Origin of the sequence: Micromonospora sp. NPDC049359 (assembly GCF_044466585.1) — a bacterium.
In the GTDB taxonomy this organism is placed as follows: Bacteria; Actinomycetota; Actinomycetes; order Mycobacteriales; family Micromonosporaceae; genus Micromonospora.
On the sequence record NZ_JBITMW010000014.1, the window covers coordinates 134,864 to 152,089 of the forward strand.

Genomic DNA, 17,226 nt, shown 5'->3' on the forward strand with positions numbered 1-17,226 from the left:
ATCCGCACCGCCTACGCCGAGGTCCCTCCGCGCGTCGAGTACACCCTCGCCCCGCTGGGTCGCGGCCTACACGAGATCGTCACCTCGCTGATCGGCTGGGCCGCCGACCACCACGACGAGATCCGTGCGAATCGCGAGCGCGCCGCAACGACCGGATCCTGACCGCTCCACAAGCAGTCGTGCGCCACAGTGGCAGCATCTGACCGCGCCGACACGCCCGCAAACCGTTCGCAACCCTCCGGGGGACCGGGTCGCACCAATTAACGAATTACCGGTAACAACAATCTGTTAATTCATGCCCACAAACGGGACATAACGCGCGCGCACCATAATGACAGTTAAGATGCGTAAGCACTTACGCTGTTGTTTCGGCGGTCCGTCGCCGCCCCGGGCCGCCCGCAGCTTCCAGGCCACAGGCGCGCGCGGCACGGCCGGTGACGGGTGTGATGGGCCGATCCCGAGCCGGGCTTGTCGAGGTGGTCGTAGACCGGGGAGGTGTAGACAGCAACCGCGGCCGCACCCGAGCTGGGGTGCGGCCGCGCGGGTCGGTCGTGTCAGTGCGCGTGATGGTACTGGTGCACTACGGCGTGGCCCTTGCCCCGCGAGATCATCCACCGGTTCACCGGGATGGTCAGCACAAACGCCACGACCAGCGAACCCACGAGGGACGCCCAGAACAACACGCTGGTCAGCCCGGCGTCCATCGCCGCGGGCACCGCGACGATGAACGCGTTGTCCAGCAGTTCCATGATGGCGATCGACACGGTGTCGGCGGCCAGGGCGACCGTCAGCGCCGCGCGGAACCCGACGCCGGCGCGCAGCACACCGCGCATCGTGAGCCCGTACCCGAACACGAACGCCAGGACGATCGACAGCACGACCGTGGCGGCATTGTGCAACCCGAACGCGGTACCGATCACCATGCCCAGCACCTCGCCAATCGCGCAGCCTGTCAAGCAGTGCAGTGTCGCCTGCGCGGCGACCGCCCAACCCGCCGCCGCTGCGGGGCGCCCGTCGTTCTCGTGTGCCGCAACCAGCGTTGGCGTGCCCTCGTGGTGGTGATGTTCGTGTGTCATGTTCGCCTCCTTCAACCCCGCTGAATATACCCCTAGGGGGTATATGTGGCCAGGGGTGTCCAGGCGCAGCGGGCGGTAGCCGTCATCGCCCAGCTGGGCGAGTTCGCCGTCGATGCCGACCGAGTAGGTGCGTAGAAGTGCACGTTCTCGTGGTGCCGGGGCGCAGCGCCCCCTCGCCGGCGTAGGCAGCCCCGGCCGCAATGCCACCTCATACGGACGGACCGTCCTGATAGGCGGCCGTTCATCTCGTCGCGGTGGCCCACTCGGCCGCCAGCGAAGGGCTGTAGTACCGGGTGAAGCCACAGCCCCACGCGATCGGGTCGGCGAGCGGCGCGCCGCCCCAGCGGGGCATGCCGGACACGAGCAACCGGGTGCCGACCTGATAGGCCGGGCCAGCCTCGGACGTGGCATCGCCCGTCCCGCCCGAGGCGGCGGGCGGCGACATGTCCACCACGGCGGTGCCCCCGGATCCGCCCCGGAACCAGGTGTGCACCTGGAACGTCACCGATCGCAGGTCCAGCGGAGGATGCGCGCCGCGTTCGGTTCGGGCCGGTCCGATGCCGGTCACGGTGCCGTCGAAGGCGAAGGCCTGCTCGGCGAGGGTCTTTGGTGCGTACGCCTTGACGCACTGCGCCGCGCCGAAGGCGAGCGGGTCGCCGGGCTTGACCCCGGCCGGCAGGTCGGCCGCGGGCGTCGGAGTGACCGGTGCGGACGAGGACGTGACCGGCGGCTGTGCCTGCGGCGTCGCGGCCGGCCGGTGGACGCCGTACGCAGCCGCCGCGATGATCACCGTGGTCGTGGCCGCCGCCACCATCAGGGTCCGGCGTCGGCGGTGGACCCTGCGCACCGCCCCGGCGACCACGGCCAGCTCGTCGGGGGCGTCGGCGGCGTCGGCGGCGAACAGCTCGCGCAACTCGCGCTCGGTCGACTGGCTCATCGGGTCTCCCTCTGTGCGTCGATGGCCGCGGGTCCGCGCAGGCTCGCCAGGGCACGTGAGGCGGTGGCCCGCACGGAGCTCTCGCTGACCCCCATGGCCGCCGCGACCGCCGCGTCGTCCAGGTCGGCGTAGTAGCGCAGGACGAGCACTGTGCGGGCGCGCGGGGCGAGCCTGCTCAACAGCACCCGCATCTGGTCCCGGGCGGCGACCGCGTCGGCCGGGTCGGCCACCGTGGCGCCGGTCTCCTGGCGCAGGTCGGTGGGCCGCTCCGTCGTCCAGCGCCGGCGACGCCAACTCAGATGCGCGTTCACCAGCATGCGGCGTACGTAGGCCTCGGGGTCTGTCGCCGCGCGCACCCGCCTCCAGTGCCGGTACACGTCGGCCAGCACGGTCTGCGCCAGATCCTCCGCCACCTGCCGATCGCCGCTCAGGACGAACGCCAGGCGCACCAGCGACCGGCCATACCCCGCCACGAATTCCTCGAACGACACGCCCGCTCCCGTCAGTGCTCTCCACTAGGAAGACGCACCGGCCGCCGCCCGGCGCTGCACGGCTACCCTCTCCGAGCGCTGGTCGGCGTTCGACACCGGCCCCGGACCCGCAGGGCCCGGAGCCGATGTCGTTGCCCGGTCTACCTCGCGGCCGGTGAGGCGTACCCGACGATGGACGAGGCCCAGTTGCTGTACTGCGGGTGGGTCACGCCGTCGGACTGGTTGCCGCCGACCACGTAGTGGTTGCCGTCCGTGCTGGTGTCGTAGTACGACGTGACGATGGCGACGTGGTCGTAGCTGCCGTTGCCGTCCCAGTCGTAGACCGCCGCGTCACCCTTGCGCGGGACGTAGCCGCTGCCGCGCCCGTGCCAGGTGCCGTTGTTGATGCCGTACGTCCGGAAGCTGCCCGCCGCCGCGGTGAGCCCGGTGTACTTCGCGCCGCCCCAGTAGAAGGCGAACTTCGCGAAGTCCGCGCACCATTGCCGCTTGCGCCACGCCACCGGCCCCCAGGCCTTGGTGCCGTCGCGGTACATGTAGCCGTTGGTGGTCTTGCCGCACTTGCCGTAGGTGGAGGCGGTGCCGTCATTGCGGTCGTTGGCCGGGTCGGCCCAGAAGCCGGTGTAGAAGTTGCAGTCTTCGGTCGAGGTCTCGGACAGCCGTGCCTGGACGTCGGCGTTGGTGGACGTGTACTGCTCCCACGCGATGTTGCCGACGTCGATGCCGAGCTGGGTGTCGCCCGCGGCGTACGCGGGGCTGGCCACGCTGAGGGTCGACGCCGCGAGGGCGACCGCCGTGACCAGCGCCATACGGATCCGTCTCATCGGTTCTCCTGCTTTCTGACTGACGAAGGTGGACGTCAGAAAGCGTCGGCGTGCCGGCTTGGGCGGCCCTTGAGGGAGTCTTGACTCTCCTCTTCGACGAGGTGGTGGAGGCGGTCAGCCGTCGAGGTCGCGTAACGCCTGGGCCACCGTCTCGGCATTCGGATGGTCGAGTTCGCGAAGGATCGTGGCCGCCTGCCGCAGGAAATCGCGCGCCTGCTCCGCCTCGCCGGCGGCGGAGTGGCTCTGCCCCAGATGCGTCAGGATCTCCGCCTCGTTGTACCGGTCCCGGAAGTTGCGGACCAGCTTGAGGGCCCGCTGGTAGCAGGTGTTGGCCTCGGCGTGCCGGCCCAGGTGGTGGTACGCGTAGCCGAGGCTGTCCCAGGCGCCCGCCTCGGCGTGCTGGTCGCCGATCTCCTGGTTGAGCTCGACCGCCCGCTCGCAGTACGCCACGGCCGCGCCGTGGTCGCTGAGCTGGGTGTGCAGCCAGCCGACATTGTTGACGGCCATCGCCTCCCCGGCCCGGTGCCCGGCCTGCCGGTAGAGCCCAAGGGCCAGCTCGTTGTGGCGCAGCGCGTCGGACCAGCGGTCCTGCTGGTTGAAGGCCCAGCCGAGCCCACGGTGGGTGTGCGCCTGGCTGACCGGGTCGCCCAGCTCCTCGAACAGCGCGAGTGCCCCCTGGTAGTACCGGTGGGCCTCGTCGAGTTCCCCGAGCTGGGTGTGGGCCACTCCCAGACTGCGGTGCGAGCACGCCTGCCAGTGCCGCTCACCGAGCCGGCTCGCGGCCCGCAGCGCCGCGAGCTGCGTCGCGGTCCAGTCACGCCAGTGTCCCTGCTCGTCGAGGTAGCTCTCCATCGTCCAGGCCAACTGCCAGGTGTACGCGTCGAGCCCGTCGCGCGCGGACTGCCGCAGGATGCCGAGCAGCACGGCGTGTTCGGTGTGGAACCAGGCCAGCGCCTGCGCCTGGTCGGCCACCGGATCGAGGGTGAGTTGGGGCTGGGCGGGCGGCAGCGTGATCGGCTCGCGGGCCGGGTCGAGCAGGCACGCCGCCGCGTGGGCGGTGTGCAGGTAGTGGTCGAGCATGCGGACGAGGGCGGCCTGCCGGTGGTCCGGGGCGTCGCGTTCGACCTGCTCGGCCGCGTACAGGCGGACCAGATCGTGCAGGCGGTACCGCGTCGACGTCTGTTGGTGGACCAGGTGCGCCTCGTGCAGGTCGTGCAGCAGCGGCCGGGTCTGCCGCGGGGAGAGCCCGCTGAGGCTCGCCGCGGCCCCCAGGCCGACCTGGGGGCCGGGAGTCAGACCGAGCAGCCGGAACATCCGGGCCGCCTCCGGCTGCAGGGCGCGCGTGGAGGAGGCGAAGACCGCGCGCAGGTCGGCGCTCAGGTCGCCGGTAGTCAGGGCGTCCAGCCGCGTCGCCTCCTCGGATAGCTCCTCGACCAGCGCCCGCAGCGGGAGACCGGGGTGCATCGCCGCGCGTGCCGCGACGATGCTGAGGGCCAGTGGCAGGCCGTGGCACCGGGCCAGCAGCGCGGCGACGCTGTCGGGTTCCTCCGCGAGCAGTCGCGGCCCGAACCGGCGGGACAGCAGGTCGTGGGCCTCGTCGTCGGTAAGCACGTTCAGGGTGAAGCCCTGCGCGCCCTGCGCCACGAGGCCGCCCAGGCGGCGACGGCTGGTCACCAGGACGGTGCAGGTGGGACTGCCGGGTAGCAGGCTGGCGACCTGCTCGGTGTCGTGGGCGTTGTCCAGCACGATCAGCATCCGCCGGCCCGCGAGCAGGGTGCGGTAGAGGGCCGCCTGCGCGTCCACGCCGGTCGGGATCGCCTTGGGCGGTACGGCCAGGGCGTCGAGGAGGCCGCGCAGGGCCACCGGTGGCGGCACCGGCTCGGCGGCGGGGTCGAAGCCGCGCAGGTTGACGTACAACTGGCCGTCGGGGAAGCGGTCCAGGTGGTCGTACGCCCAGCGCAGGGCCAACCAGGTCTTGCCGACGCCGCCGGTGCCACCGATGACCGCGACGGCGACGGCGTCCGCGTCGTTGGTCTGATCCTCGACGAGGCGGGACAGTGTGGCCAGTTCGCGGACCCGGCCGGTGAACAACGGCGGTGGGGCCGGCAGTTGCCGGGGCGTCGGGTGGGTCGCGGCGGTCCCGGTCGTCGGCGCGGCGAGTGTCGGGTCGCCGTTGAGGATGCCCAGGTGCAGCGCTTGCAGATCGGGGCCGGGGTCGACGCCGGTCTCGTCGGCCAGGACACGGCGCAGCCGGTCGTAATGCTCCAGCGCCTCGGCCTGCCGACCGCAGCGGTAGAGGGCGCGCATGAGTTGCCCGGCGAGGCGCTCGTCCAGCGGATGGGCCGGCGCGTCCCGCAGGAGGTCCGGTAGCAGGGACGCGTGCAGGCCCAGGCGGAGCGCGGTGTCCGTGCGGTCCCGTTCGGCGGCCAGCCTCTCCTGGGTGAGCGCCTCGCGCGTCTCGTTGAGCCACGGGGTGTCCAGCCGGGGAAAGGGCTCGCCACGCCACAGGCCGAGGGCTTCGTCGAACCGCCCCAGCGCCGCCTCGTCGTCGGGCACGGCGCGCGCCCCGGCGACCAGGTCGCGGAACCGGTGCAGATCCACCGCGGCCGGGTCCACGCTGAGCAGGTAGCCGCCCGAGCGGCGGGAGATCTCGGCACCGTCGGCCAGGCAGGACCGCAGGCGGGACAGGTAGCTGTACAGCGAATTCACGGCGCGCTGCGGACGATTATCGGCCCAGACGCGTTCGAGGAACTGGTCGACGTGCACGACGCGATTCGCCTCGATGAGCAGGATCGCCAGGACGCTGCGTTGCCGAGCGTGGCCCAGGTCGACCCATGCGCCGTCGATCTCCGCCTCGACCTCGCCGAGCAGCCTGAACTTCACCGACACCGTCCCCCGCTGTCGCCGTTCCCGGCTTGACCAGGCGATTCAAGATTCGCTCAAGAAGTCTCTCCATTGTATTCGGAGACATTCTCGGATCCGGATCGCGAGGACCGCCGTCTACGGGCTGGGACGGCACGGCAGCGGGCCCCGGGACTCCTTGACGGAGTCCCGGGGCCGGCTGCGGCGGTGGTGCGCGGAGGGCGTCAGTCGCCGGCGGGAACCTCGTAGAGCCGGCTGCCGCTGACCGAGGCCCGTGTCACAGACCCAGAGGTGCTCCCCGTAGGGCGCGAATCAGCACCGCGCCGAGGGGTCGCGGCGTCAGTTCGGCAGGTACGCCGAGCGGGCCTGGCTCACCTCGGCGGCCTGGCGCTCGCGCCACCGGCGTTGGCTGTCCCGGTTGCAGGCGCGGCACGTCCGGCGGTATCGACCCGTCGACTCGTCGATCTCACGGTCGTGCCCGTTGCGGCAGGTCGGGCCCTGCACCCGGGTGCGGCAGTTCTCGGCGCGGCTGACCTGCCGCAGGTGGGTGGGCTCGATGCAGTCCTTCGCCGGGCAGAGGTGGTCGACCTCCAAATCGGGGCGGTACCCGCCGACGAGGACGACGTACGCGGCGATGTGCGCCCAGGCGCGGCCGGCGACCTTCTGGTGAACGCCGCGCCGCGTGCCGTACCCGCTGATGATGAGGCAGCCGTCGTCCTGCCGTACCGAACGCCGCAGGAGATGGTCGCGCAGACTGGCCTCGGTGAAGTGTCGGGACAACCCCTTGACCTCGCTGAGCACGGCGTCAGCCTATCGGAGGCGGGCGGCGTGCTCGGGCAGGTCGACGTCGGTGTCGTCGGCGACGTCGGCGCAGTCCACCAGTCGTACGGCTGTCGCGTGGGCTCGGAGGTAGTCGCGGGCGCCCCGGTCGCCGGTCGCCGCCTCGGCGACTCCGGGCCAGTGGTCGCGCCCGAGCAGCACCGGATGTCCGCGTCGCCCGTCGCGGTAGGTGGCCATGGCGAGGGATTCGGCGGTGGCGTCGCGGGCGACGCGGCGTACCGCCTCGGGGGTCAGGTCGGGCTGGTCGACCAGGGTGACCACGACGGCGGCGGCCGGGCTGGACGCCAGGGAGTCCAGCCCGGCCCGCAGCGACGAGGCCATGCCCGAGGCCCAGTCGTCGTTCACCACCACCTCGGGCAGCCGGGTGCGGGCGCGGATCTGGTCGGCCTGCGCGCCGAGCACCACCAGCACCGGTCGGCAGTCGGCGGCGGTGAGGAGGTCGGCGGCGTGCTCCACGAGCAGGCGGCCACGGTAGGGCAGGAGGGCCTTGGTTTGGCCGAGCCGTCGGCCGGCGCCGGCCGCCAGGAGGAGACCCGCCGTGACCATGGCCAGAGCCTAGTCCGCACGAGCGGCGGACGCCCCGCGTCCCGGGACGCCCAGCCGCAGGTCAGCGCGCCAGCCACTCCCGGTACGAGGTGGGCGCGAGAACGGCGTCCTGCTTGCCGGTGAGCACGTCGCCGGGGGCCGCCGCGAACATGCCGGCGGTGTCGTCGGTGGTGACGGTCCGCTGGTCGCCGCGCGCGGTGAGGGTGATCCGGCCCAGCTCGTCGAGCCCGAACACGTCGGGGCCGGCGACGTTGCGGATGCCCTGAAGGGGCGCGCCCACGCTCACGTCGGCGACGGCCTGGGCCACGTCGGCCGCGGCCATCGGCTGGACGGGGGTGCTGGGCAGGCGTACGCCGCTCTCGTCGGCGGTCCAGGAGATGACCGCGTCGATGAACTCGAAGAACTGGGTGGCGCGGACGATCGAGTACGGCACTCCGCTGGCCTTGAGGATGTCCTCCTGGAGCACCTTCGCGCGGTAGTAGGCCAGGTCGGGCACCTGGTCGACGCCGACGATCGACAGGACCACGGCGTGTCCGACGCCGGCCTTCTCAGCGGCGGTCAGGAGGTTGTCCATGGTGGTCTGGAAGAACGCGGGGGAGGCCTCGTCGAAGGTCGGCGAGTTGGTGAGGTTGACGACGACGTCAACGTCCTTGAGCGCCTCGGGGAGGCCCTGCCCGGTGAGGAGGTCGACTCCGGTCGACTGCGAGTGCCCGAACGCGTCGTGCCCGGCCGTGCGCAGGATCTGGACGACCTGGGAGCCGATCAGACCCGTCCCGCCCATCACAGCGATCTTCATGTCCGTTCCACCTTCCGTGTCCCGTTCGTCCCGGCACCCCAGCGGCGCCGACAAACTCGGACCTCTTATGTCCGAGAACTATACTCGGATAAGAAGGATCCGAGTATCAGGGGTGGCTAGGGTGAGGCGATGAAGATGTCCGGCGGTGTCGAGTGGGCGCTGCACTGCTGTGTCGTGCTCACCACCAGCAGCCGGCCGGTCCCGGCCGCCCGGCTCGCGGAGCTGCACGACGTCTCCGGCAGCTACCTCGCCAAACAGCTCCAGTCGCTGGCCCGCGCGGGGCTCATCCACTCCGTGCAGGGCAAGTCCGGTGGCTACGCGCTGACCCGCGCGCCGGAGTCGATCAGCGTGCTGGACGTGGTCCACGCCGTCGACGGGCCCGGCCCGGCCTTCGTGTGCACCGAGATCCGCCAGCGCGGGCCGCTGGCCACCCCGCCCGGCGACTGCACCGGCGCGTGCCCGATCGCCCGCGCCATGTGGACCGCCGAGACGGCGTGGCGTGACGCCCTGGCCGGCATCACGATCGCCGACCTCGCCCGCGACGTCGACGTCGACTCCGGCCCCGAGGCCCTGGCCACCGTCCGCGCCTGGCTCACCGGCGACCCCGCCGGCTGAGCGCTCGGCGGGCGTGACGTGGCTCAGCCGGCGCGGCGTACCTCGGTGTCCCAGATCTCGGCCCACGGACGTCGCAGCCCCCGGCACACGTGGATCGGGCCGCCGTTTTCGTCGTTGGCCACCTCGACCCGCTGGTCCACCCGCCCGGCCAGCACACACTGCTCGAACCAGCCGTTCAGCGCGTCGGGGCGCTCCCAGCCGACCGCGATGACCACGTCCGCGTCGGCGGGCGGGCGTCCGAAGTCCAGCATGCTGTTGTGGCCGGAGTACGCCCGGGGCAGCCCCCGTGCCGGTCCGTAGCGCGCGACCGCCCCGGCCTCGCCGTAGTTGGCGGTGAGCACGACCGCCCGCGCGCGATCGGACTCCGGCAGGCCACGGTGGACGGTGGCGAGTGAGTCGGCGAACGCCGGCCAGCCGATGGTCTCACCGGCGTCGTAGTTCACGTCGACCACGAAGGCGGGCAGCCGGTCGGCCGGCAGCACGGGCAACAGCAGCACGATGCTGGGCAGCAGGAACGGCACCGCGCCGGCCGCGAGCACCCCCCGCCGCAGCCACGACCGGCCGCGCGACGCCCAGGCGGCGGTGACCACCGCGCCCGCCGCGACGAGCGCCAACAGCAGGGGAGCGTCGTAGTAGCCCTTGCCGCCGGCCAGCAGGACCACACCGAACACGACAATCCAGGCCCAACCCACCGCCCGGTACGACCGCCACGCCGGCCGGCGCAGCAACGCGACGAGACCCGCGATCCAGATCGGTACGGCGTACGGGCTGATGATGAGGAACTGGAGGGTGAACGCGTCGAGGCGGCCGCTGTAGGAGCTGCCCCCGTCGGAGATGGACGCGGCCACGCCGAGCTGCGGGAATCCGTGCGCCGCCTGCCAGATCAGGTTCGGCGCGGCCAGCACCAGGGCGATCGCGGCGGCGGCGAGCACCCGCCGGTCGCGCAGCAGCCGACGCGGCCCCGCGATCAGCACCCCGGCGAGCAGGCCCACGGCCAGCAGCGCCGGCAACAGCTTGTTGAGCATGCCCACGCCGAGCACCAGCCCGAGCGGGAGCGCCCACCGGGTGTCGCCGGTGCGCAGCAGCCGCACCGCGCACCACGCCACGCCGAGCCAGACCAGCAGGTCGACGGTCGTGGTGCTGAGCAGGTGCCCGCTGGCGAGCACGATGCCGGAGATCGCGGCGAGCACCGCCGCGAAGCTCTGCCCGCCCCGGCCGCCACCCAGCTCCCGGGCGATGGCGGCGACCAGCAGGACCGCGCCCCCGGCCAGCAGCGCCGACGGCGTCCGTAGGACCACCAGGTTGCCCGGCGCGATCTCGTCGAGCAGGCGGGCCAGCGCGGGGACCAGCGGGCCCTGGTCGACGTAACCCCAGTCGAGGTGCCGACCGCAGAGCAGGAAGTACAGCTCGTCGCGGTGATAGCCGTAGCGACCCGCGAGGAGCAGCAGCGTCACGCTGGTCGCGGCGGCCACCAGCCACGGCCCCCGCGTACGCGGACCGGGCTGCGGCAGCTCGGTCGGTGTGGACGACCGGGCCGGCGGGCGCTCGGTGTCGATGACGGGCTCGCTCACCGATCCATCATCGCCCGTGACGACGCCGGGTGGGTGCCCGTAAAGCCTCCGGGTGCACGTGCCCTGAGCAGGTGCGAAGATCAGTTTCGCAACCCGACCGAGAGGACGACATGCGATACCGCACTCTGGACGCCACCGGCACGGTGCGCGGACGCGACCTGTCGAGCGGGTCATGATTGCCTTCCCCGAGCCGACCGCACCGGCCGGCAGCCGCACCGAGGTCTTCCTGCGCTACCTGGACTACTTCCGCGAGTCGGTGGTGGCCAAGGTGTCGGCGTTGGACGAGGCGGAGCTGCGCAGCAGCCGGCTGCCGTCCGGGTGGACGCCGCTGGAGCTGCTCACGCACCTGCGCCACGTCGAGCGACGCTGGATCGAGTGGGGTTTTCAGGGTCGGGACGTCGCCGAGCCGTGGGGAGACCGTCGGAACGACCGCTGGTACGTAGCTCCCGACGAGACCCGTGACGACCTGGTGGCGGCGCTGCGGGCGCAGGGCGCGCACACGACCGACGTGGTGTCGGCGCACGACCTGGCCGAGATCGGGGCGCCGGGCCCACGCTGGGACGGCGCGGATCCGGCGTCGTTGGAACGGGTGCTGTTCCACCTGGTGCAGGAGTACGCCCGTCACCTGGGCCACCTCGACGTGGTCGCCGAGCTGGCGGGAGGCCCGACCGGGGAGTGAGGCCGCCCAGCCGATAATGGGCCGATGCCGCTGCTCGTCACGCCCGCCCTGCCCGCCGGGAGCCTCGCCGCCCAGGAACAACCCCACCTTGCGGTACGCCCCGGGCTGGCGCTGCGGCCGTGGCGCGACGACGACGCCCCCGCCGTACGCGCGGCGTTCGGCTGCCCGGCGATCCAGCGGTGGCACGTGCTCCGACTCGACGACGACGCCGAGGCCAGGGCGTGGACGGCACAGTGGACCGGTCGGTGGCGTGCCGAGACGGCCGTGAGCTTCGCGATCGTCGACGGCGACGACCGGCCGGTCGGCCAGACGGGACTGCGGGAAGTGCTGCTGACCGAAGGGTCGGCGCAGATTTCGTACTGGCTGCTGCCCGACGCGCGCGGTCGGGGGATCGCCACCGCGGCGCTGGAGGCGCTGACCCGGTGGAGTTTCACCCAGGCCGGGTTGCACCGGTTGGAGCTGAACCACTCGACGGCCAACGCGGCGTCGTGCCGGGTCGCCACGCGGGGCGGCTTCGCCGTGGAGGGGGTGGCGCGTCAGTCGATGCGGCACGCCGACGGCTGGCACGACATGCACCAGCACGCGCGACTGCGCACCGAGTGGCCGATCGGCTCAGCGGGGCTGCGCCCAGCCGACGGAACGCGGAGTCAGATCGGGTAGCACCACGTCGGGGTTGAGCGTGGCGAGGTCGACTTCGGCCTCCTTCTGGACCGCCGCCAGGTGGGTCAACAGACCCGGACGGTCGGGGCGGGCGCAGCCCTGCGGTAAATCCGTTGCCCACCAGGCACGGGTTGACCATGCTGACGCGCATGGATCAGTGACCAGTGGCGCACGTGCGCGATGAGGACGGGTTCGAGTGACCTCCCCGCCTCCGTCCGCCGTGCCACTCGAAGCCCACGCCGCAGGACCGGTACGGGCTCCTTCAGCGACGTGATCTGCGACGTCGCGCCAGCCGGAGACACCGGCTACCTGCCACTGGATCCAGGAGGCCCCTCGGCGCCTCCTGCCGAAACCCTGGAATCGCCGAAACCATGAGTAGTTCCCGCCAGGTCCGGGTGCCCGCCTTCGTCCGCGCGGACACGCCTGCCTTCGAGTTCGACGCGTCAGGCGTCTTCGCGACCCTACCGCTGCCGCGCGCCCAGCGCGGCGTCTCCCGGTGTGACCTCGCCGCGGCAGCCTTCTCATCACGATCACGCCCACCGCTGACCGCTGTCCCGATCCTTTTCAACCTCGGGATGTGGACCGGCAGGCCAGGGATGGTGGACCCGGGCGCGTACCCCGGAAATTGCCTGGCGGCGCGCATACCGCGATGGGAGGGTGACCGGCATGACTGCGCACGCTCTGGCCGGGGCCCTGGCCGACGACGGACGGCGACGGATCTTCGCGGCGGTCGCGTTGGGGTCGACAAGCGTGCCCGAGGTCGTGCAGCGCTCCGGCTTGGCCACGCGGGCCGTGCGCACCGGGCTCGGTCGGCTCGCCGCCGCGGGCCTCATCACCGGCGGTGACGGCGCGCTCGCGGTCGACGAGGCGTCGCTGCGGGCCGCGGCGCGCGAGCGCCGCCCGGCCGACGACGCCGCGCCGGCCGACGACCCCGTGCTGCGTACGTTCCTGCGCGGGGACGTCCTGGTCGGCATGCCGGCGCAGCGCGGACGGCGGCGAACGCTGCTGGCACACATCGCGCAACGCTCGTTCGAGCCGGGTACGCGCTATCCGGAGCGTGCCGTCGACGACGCGCTCAAGCCGTGGTGCGCCGGCGGCGCGTCGGACCACGCCACCCTGCGCCGTTACCTCGTGGACGAGCGGTTGCTCACCCGCGAGCAGGGCATCTACCAGCGGACCGACACCGGAAACCCGTTGACCGGCCACTGATGATCGACGGGTGACCACGACCGTTCGACCCGACTGGGTGACCGCCGCTGTCCGTCCCGACCATCCGGACGCGACACTCCTGTTGCGCGAGTACATGACGGAGATGGTGGTGCGCTACCACCGCCGCCCCGACCGACCCGGCGAGGTCGACGCCGCGCTGGCCGAGATGCCCAGCGACGACCTGGCGTACCCCACTGGTGTGCTCCTGCTCGCCCACCGCGGCGCGGATCTGGCCGGCTGCGCCGGGTTGCGCTGGCACCGGGACTGGGCCGAGCTGACCCGCGTCTTCGTCCGCCCCGCGCACCGGGGGGCCGGTGGGGGCGCGGCGCTGCTGGCCGCCGTCGAGCGTCGGGCGCGGGCGGCCGGGGTGGACCGCATCCGCCTGGACACCCGCGCCGACCTGGTCGAGGCCCGCGCCCTGTACGCGCGGCACGGGTACGCCGAGATCCCCGCCTACTCGCGGGGGCCGTACGCCGACCACTGGTTCGAGAAGGAGTTGACGGCCGGCTCGGAAGACGCTAAATAAGAAGAGGAACTTGAGTCACCTCGACTCAACCATCACCTTCGGCCAGGAGAACCGAGGAGGCATGACCATGTTGATGCGTACCGACCCGTTCCGCGAGGTGGACCGGCTCGCCGAGCAGTTCTTCGGTACGGCAGCCCGGCCGGCGACCATGCAACTCGACGCCTACCGCGACGGAGACTTCTTCTACGCCGCGTTCGACCTGCCCGGCGTCGACCCCGACACCATCGACTGCACCGTCGAGCGCAACGTCCTGACCGTCCGTGCCGAGCGCCGCCGACCCGCCGGCGACGGTATCGAGCTGGTCGCCGCCGAACGTCCGATGGGCACCTTCACCCGGCGACTGTTCCTCGGTGACACCCTCGACACCGACAAGCTGGAGGCGGGCTACGAGCACGGGGTGCTGACGCTGCGCATTCCCGTCGCCGAGCGGGCCAAGCCCCGCCGGGTCACCATCACCGCCAACGGCAACGGCCGACGGCAGATCAACGCCTGAACACCGCCTCGACGGCCGGCGCCCGCCCCGGGGTGCCGGCCATCGGCGCGTCGCCGGCCTTCGACTCCCGGGCCGACGCGTCGCGGGCCCTCGGCCCTCGGGGGAGCGCGTCGCCGGACGATGGGTAGAGGGCGGCGAGGGCGTGGGCGGTGCTGGCGACCAGCTCGCGTAACTCGGTCGGGGTCAGCACCTCCACCTGCGCGCCGAGCTTGAGCATCTCTACACAGCCGTGGCGGACCGACTCGATCGGCACTGTCGTCGTGACCCAGCCGGCCGCGTCCGGCGCACCGGCGTTCTCCTGCGCCGCGCGGCTCATCGCCGGCGGAAACAGGTACGTCGTCTGCGCCAGCGCCGCCACCGTCATCCGTACCCGCGCCTCGGCGCGGTAGACGCTCCGCTCGTAGCGTGCGGCCAGCTCCTGCCAGCTCTCGGCAAGGTCGAACCCGGTCGGCCGTTCGGCGGGCTCGTCCAGCACGGCCAGGTCGAGGATCGCCGCCACCCGATAGGTCCGCACCTGCCCCGACGCCGCGGCGACCAGGTACCAGCGGCCGGCCTTGAGCACCACGCCGAACGGATCGAGGGTGCGCGTCACCTCCCGAGGCGCCTTCCACCGCCGGTAGCGCACCTGCACCCGGCGGTCCTCCCAGACGGCTGCGGCAAGTGCGGCCAGGTGTGGTGTGGGCTCGGGTTCGCGGAACCAACTCGGCGCGTCGAGGTGGAACCGCTGCCGGAGCCGGGCGCCCCGGTCGGCGAGGTCCGCCGGCAGCGCGGCGCGCAACTTCAGCTCCGCCGTGGCCAGCACCGACCCCAGGCCCAGCTCAGCCGCCGGGCCGGGCATCCCCGCCAGGAACAGCGCCTCGGCCTCACCGGCGGTCAGGCCGGTGAGGCGGGTGCGGTAGCCGTCGAGCAGGCGGTAACCACCGGCCGGGCCCCGCTCGGCGTACACCGGCACGCCGGCGGCCCCCAGCGACTCCACGTCGCGGTACACCGTACGAACCGACACCTCCAGGGCATCGGCCAGCTCGCCAGCGGTCATCCGCCCCCGGGCCTGCAGGAGCAGTAGCAGGGAGACCAGCCGGCTGGCACGCACGATGCGACCGTAGCCGACCCCGATGTCGCCGCCGCGAGGGCCGGCCGTCGGCGCGCCTGCGTGGCAATCCCATCCGCTGCTGAGAACCTTTTTCACATGGTGTCCACCGACGCGCCCACGCTCGCCCGCCCCACCGCCCGACCGGCCCTGCCGAGCGCACCGCTGGACGTCACCGAGGCCTGGCTGCGCAACCGTCGCCTCTCCGAGCACACCCGCGACGCGTACCGGCGCGACGTCGCCGCCTTCCTCGGCTGGTGCGCGGGACACGACCTGGACCCGCTGCGGGCCACGTTCCTGCACGTCAACGAGTACGCCCGCACGCTGGAGTCCACCCTCGTGGCCCGCAGCGGCCGACCGTTGACCCCGGCGACCGTGGCACGCCGACTCTCCGCCCTGTCGAGCTGGTACGACTTCCTCGTCAAGCTCGGTGGCGTACCCGCCAACCCGGTCTCCGGCGCGGACCGCCCCCGCGTCGACCGGGACCACTCCGCCACCATCGGACTCACCCCCGAGGAGGTGGACGCCCTGCTCACCGCCGCCGACGCCGAGACCGGCCCGACGGCGGCCCGCAGCCGGGCGGCCATCGCGCTCCTGGCCGACCTGGGCCTGCGGGTCGGGGAACTGGTCTCGCTGGACCTGACCGACCTCGGTACCGAACGCGGGCACCGCAGCGTGCGGTTCGTCGGCAAGGGCGGCAAGCAGCGCCGCCGCGCCCTCACCCCGGGCACCGCGTACGCCCTCGACGCGTACCTGGCCCAGCGGGCCGCCGCCGCCGGCGTGCCGGTGACCCACCTGACCGGGCCGCTGCTGGTCACCGCCAGCGGCGCACGACTCGACCGGCACTCCGTGTTCCGGATGGTCCGCCGCCTCGCCCGGGCCGCCGGCATCCCGGCGTGGGCGCGACTGTCCCCGCACTCGCTGCGACACGCGTTCGCCACCACCGCCCGCTCCGAGGGCGTCCCCCTGGAAGACGTGCAGGACGCCATGGGGCACGCCGACCCGCGCACCACCCGCCGCTACGACCGGGACCGGCACAACCTCGACCGCGACCCGGCGTACGCGGTGTGGGCCGCCCGGTCGCGTCGGCGCGGCTGACCGTCGTACCCCCGCCCTACGGTCGGGGGATGAGACACGGCCTGGAGATCCCCTGCGGCGGCGACGACCTCGACGTCGCCACCCTCGTCGAGCTGGGTGAGCTGGCCGAGCGCGCCGGCTGGGACGGGGTGTTCCTGGAGGACTACGTCATCCACCACTGCGGCGACGACCCGTCCACGTACGACCCGTGGCTGATGCTCACGGCGATCGCCGGGCGTACCGAGCGGGTGCGCCTCGGCACCGCGGTCACGGCGCTGCCCCGTCGGCGTCCGGCGAAGCTGGCCCGCGAGGTGTTGACCCTCGACCACCTGAGCGCCGGCCGGGCCACGGTTGCCGTCGGTGTCGGTGACCCCGCTGACCGGGGCCTGGCCGCGTTCGGCGAGCCGACGGAGGTAGCCGTGCGCGCCGCGATGCTCGACGAGGGTCTGGACCTGCTGACCGGCCTGCTCAGCGGTGAGCGGATCGAGCACCACGGCACCCACTACCGCGCCGAGCAGGTGGCGCTGCGGCCACCGCCCGTGCAGTCGCCCCGGGTGCCGGTCTGGGTCGGCGGCAGCACCCAGGCCGGGGCGGTGCGGCGTCGCGCGGCACGCGCCGACGGCATCGTGCCCTACAAGCTGACCGACACCGACGGCTGGGCCGACTTCACCCCCGACGAGGTTCACGAGCTGGCAGCGGCCATGCCGCCGACCCGGGCCGACGGCCAGCCGTTCGACGTGGCGATCGGCGGGCGACGCCGCCGCCCGGACGAGCGCGCCGAACGGGCCTACCTCGGGGAGTTGGCCGCCGCCGGGGCGACCTGGTGGCTGGAGTACGTGCCGGTCGGCGACCCGGCGGCGATGCGCGACGCGGTGGCCCGCGGGCCGCTGCGCTGAACGCCGCGTCAGCCCTGCGGCGTCACCCGTGGCGCGCCGGACGG

The 17,226-nt window shown here is 72.8% G+C and carries 19 protein-coding genes; 9 read left to right on the forward strand and 10 right to left on the reverse strand.

The window, feature by feature from the left end; genetic code table 11:
- A complete protein-coding gene (locus ACIBTX_RS27715) occupies window positions 1-162 on the forward strand; it encodes a winged helix-turn-helix transcriptional regulator (RefSeq protein WP_357170581.1) in 162 nt (53 codons plus the stop codon).
- Between the two features lie 392 nt (window positions 163-554).
- Here the strand turns inward: ACIBTX_RS27715 and ACIBTX_RS27720 are convergent, their stop codons facing one another.
- The 8 genes from ACIBTX_RS27720 to ACIBTX_RS27755 all read right to left on the reverse strand — a co-directional run bounded on the left by ACIBTX_RS27720 (window position 555) and on the right by ACIBTX_RS27755 (window position 8,369).
- On the reverse strand, window positions 555-1,091 hold the full coding sequence (locus tag ACIBTX_RS27720) for a DUF4396 domain-containing protein (RefSeq protein WP_357118603.1): 537 nt from the start codon (window positions 1,089-1,091) through the stop codon (window positions 555-557).
- 226 nt (window positions 1,092-1,317) lie between these two features.
- Window positions 1,318-2,013 carry a hypothetical protein gene (locus ACIBTX_RS27725; protein WP_396833174.1) on the reverse strand — a complete coding sequence of 232 codons (696 nt, stop codon included), beginning with the start codon at window positions 2,011-2,013 and terminating at the stop codon, window positions 1,318-1,320.
- Entirely contained in the window at window positions 2,010-2,504 is a 495-nt protein-coding gene (locus ACIBTX_RS27730) for a SigE family RNA polymerase sigma factor (RefSeq protein ID WP_396833175.1), read from the reverse strand. The genes ACIBTX_RS27725 and ACIBTX_RS27730 overlap by 4 nt, the downstream gene beginning before the upstream one ends.
- Window positions 2,505-2,644: 140 nt before the next feature.
- A complete protein-coding gene (locus tag ACIBTX_RS27735; protein WP_357118612.1) occupies window positions 2,645-3,325 on the reverse strand; it encodes a CHAP domain-containing protein in 681 nt (226 codons plus the stop codon).
- Between the two features lie 114 nt (window positions 3,326-3,439).
- Window positions 3,440-6,208, reverse strand: a complete 2,769-nt coding sequence (locus ACIBTX_RS27740; protein ID WP_357118615.1) for a BTAD domain-containing putative transcriptional regulator — start codon at window positions 6,206-6,208, stop codon at window positions 3,440-3,442.
- A 318-nt stretch (window positions 6,209-6,526) separates the two neighbouring features.
- Window positions 6,527-6,988, reverse strand: a complete 462-nt coding sequence (locus tag ACIBTX_RS27745; RefSeq protein WP_357395009.1) for an HNH endonuclease — start codon at window positions 6,986-6,988, stop codon at window positions 6,527-6,529.
- A 9-nt stretch (window positions 6,989-6,997) separates the two neighbouring features.
- Window positions 6,998-7,573: an NTP transferase domain-containing protein gene (locus ACIBTX_RS27750; RefSeq protein ID WP_396833176.1), complete on the reverse strand. Its 576-nt coding sequence runs from the start codon at window positions 7,571-7,573 to the stop codon at window positions 6,998-7,000.
- Window positions 7,574-7,634: 61 nt separating this feature from the next.
- Window positions 7,635-8,369: an SDR family oxidoreductase gene (locus tag ACIBTX_RS27755; protein ID WP_396833177.1), complete on the reverse strand. Its 735-nt coding sequence runs from the start codon at window positions 8,367-8,369 to the stop codon at window positions 7,635-7,637.
- Window positions 8,370-8,498: 129 nt separating this feature from the next.
- On the opposite strand from ACIBTX_RS27755, the gene ACIBTX_RS27760 reads away from it, so the two are divergent.
- Entirely contained in the window at window positions 8,499-8,984 is a 486-nt protein-coding gene (locus ACIBTX_RS27760; protein WP_357118627.1) for an Rrf2 family transcriptional regulator, read from the forward strand.
- Between the two features lie 23 nt (window positions 8,985-9,007).
- Here the strand turns inward: ACIBTX_RS27760 and ACIBTX_RS27765 are convergent, their stop codons facing one another.
- On the reverse strand, window positions 9,008-10,555 hold the full coding sequence (locus tag ACIBTX_RS27765) for a glycosyltransferase family 39 protein (protein WP_357118630.1): 1,548 nt from the start codon (window positions 10,553-10,555) through the stop codon (window positions 9,008-9,010).
- 172 nt (window positions 10,556-10,727) lie between these two features.
- Here ACIBTX_RS27765 and ACIBTX_RS27770 point away from each other — a divergent pair, with 172 nt between their 5' ends.
- The 5 genes from ACIBTX_RS27770 to ACIBTX_RS27790 all read left to right on the forward strand — a co-directional run bounded on the left by ACIBTX_RS27770 (window position 10,728) and on the right by ACIBTX_RS27790 (window position 14,122).
- The gene (locus ACIBTX_RS27770) at window positions 10,728-11,234 is read left to right on the forward strand and encodes a DinB family protein (protein ID WP_396833178.1); all 507 of its coding nucleotides are present in this window, start codon (window positions 10,728-10,730) and stop codon (window positions 11,232-11,234) included.
- Window positions 11,235-11,258: 24 nt separating this feature from the next.
- Window positions 11,259-11,894 (forward strand): GNAT family N-acetyltransferase, encoded by a 636-nt coding sequence (locus ACIBTX_RS27775; RefSeq protein WP_357394998.1) that lies wholly within the window; start codon window positions 11,259-11,261, stop codon window positions 11,892-11,894.
- Window positions 11,895-12,560: 666 nt separating this feature from the next.
- Entirely contained in the window at window positions 12,561-13,103 is a 543-nt protein-coding gene (locus ACIBTX_RS27780; RefSeq protein ID WP_357394996.1) for a DUF2087 domain-containing protein, read from the forward strand.
- A gap of 10 nt (window positions 13,104-13,113) precedes the next feature.
- Window positions 13,114-13,629 carry a GNAT family N-acetyltransferase gene (locus ACIBTX_RS27785; protein WP_357394993.1) on the forward strand — a complete coding sequence of 172 codons (516 nt, stop codon included), beginning with the start codon at window positions 13,114-13,116 and terminating at the stop codon, window positions 13,627-13,629.
- Between the two features lie 67 nt (window positions 13,630-13,696).
- The gene (locus tag ACIBTX_RS27790; protein WP_357118645.1) at window positions 13,697-14,122 is read left to right on the forward strand and encodes an Hsp20/alpha crystallin family protein; all 426 of its coding nucleotides are present in this window, start codon (window positions 13,697-13,699) and stop codon (window positions 14,120-14,122) included.
- Here ACIBTX_RS27790 and ACIBTX_RS27795 read toward each other — a convergent pair.
- A complete protein-coding gene (locus ACIBTX_RS27795) occupies window positions 14,112-15,212 on the reverse strand; it encodes a YafY family protein (protein WP_357394991.1) in 1,101 nt (366 codons plus the stop codon). The genes ACIBTX_RS27790 and ACIBTX_RS27795 overlap by 11 nt on opposite strands.
- A gap of 96 nt (window positions 15,213-15,308) precedes the next feature.
- Between ACIBTX_RS27795 and ACIBTX_RS27800 the strand changes: the two genes are divergently transcribed.
- The gene (locus ACIBTX_RS27800; RefSeq protein ID WP_357394988.1) at window positions 15,309-16,307 is read left to right on the forward strand and encodes a tyrosine-type recombinase/integrase; all 999 of its coding nucleotides are present in this window, start codon (window positions 15,309-15,311) and stop codon (window positions 16,305-16,307) included.
- 29 nt (window positions 16,308-16,336) lie between these two features.
- Window positions 16,337-17,182 (forward strand): LLM class flavin-dependent oxidoreductase, encoded by an 846-nt coding sequence (locus tag ACIBTX_RS27805; protein ID WP_357170089.1) that lies wholly within the window; start codon window positions 16,337-16,339, stop codon window positions 17,180-17,182.
- The last annotated feature ends 44 nt before the right edge of the window (window positions 17,183-17,226 follow it).

Excerpts from the sequence above, each read along its gene's own strand:
- ACIBTX_RS27755 (WP_396833177.1), bottom strand. The coding sequence starts at position 8,369 with ATGAAGATCGCTGTGATGGGCGGGACGGGTCTGATCGGCTCCCAGGTC.
- ACIBTX_RS27775 (WP_357394998.1), top strand. The coding sequence starts at position 11,259 with ATGCCGCTGCTCGTCACGCCCGCCCTGCCCGCCGGGAGCCTCGCCGCC.
- ACIBTX_RS27735 (WP_357118612.1), bottom strand. The coding sequence starts at position 3,325 with ATGAGACGGATCCGTATGGCGCTGGTCACGGCGGTCGCCCTCGCGGCG.
- ACIBTX_RS27805 (WP_357170089.1), top strand. The coding sequence starts at position 16,337 with ATGAGACACGGCCTGGAGATCCCCTGCGGCGGCGACGACCTCGACGTC.
- ACIBTX_RS27790 (WP_357118645.1), top strand. The coding sequence starts at position 13,697 with ATGTTGATGCGTACCGACCCGTTCCGCGAGGTGGACCGGCTCGCCGAG.
- ACIBTX_RS27770 (WP_396833178.1), top strand. The coding sequence starts at position 10,728 with ATGATTGCCTTCCCCGAGCCGACCGCACCGGCCGGCAGCCGCACCGAG.
- ACIBTX_RS27725 (WP_396833174.1), bottom strand. The coding sequence starts at position 2,013 with ATGAGCCAGTCGACCGAGCGCGAGTTGCGCGAGCTGTTCGCCGCCGAC.
- ACIBTX_RS27760 (WP_357118627.1), top strand. The coding sequence starts at position 8,499 with ATGAAGATGTCCGGCGGTGTCGAGTGGGCGCTGCACTGCTGTGTCGTG.
- ACIBTX_RS27800 (WP_357394988.1), top strand. The coding sequence starts at position 15,309 with ATGGTGTCCACCGACGCGCCCACGCTCGCCCGCCCCACCGCCCGACCG.
- ACIBTX_RS27780 (WP_357394996.1), top strand. The coding sequence starts at position 12,561 with ATGACTGCGCACGCTCTGGCCGGGGCCCTGGCCGACGACGGACGGCGA.
- ACIBTX_RS27750 (WP_396833176.1), bottom strand. The coding sequence starts at position 7,573 with ATGGTCACGGCGGGTCTCCTCCTGGCGGCCGGCGCCGGCCGACGGCTC.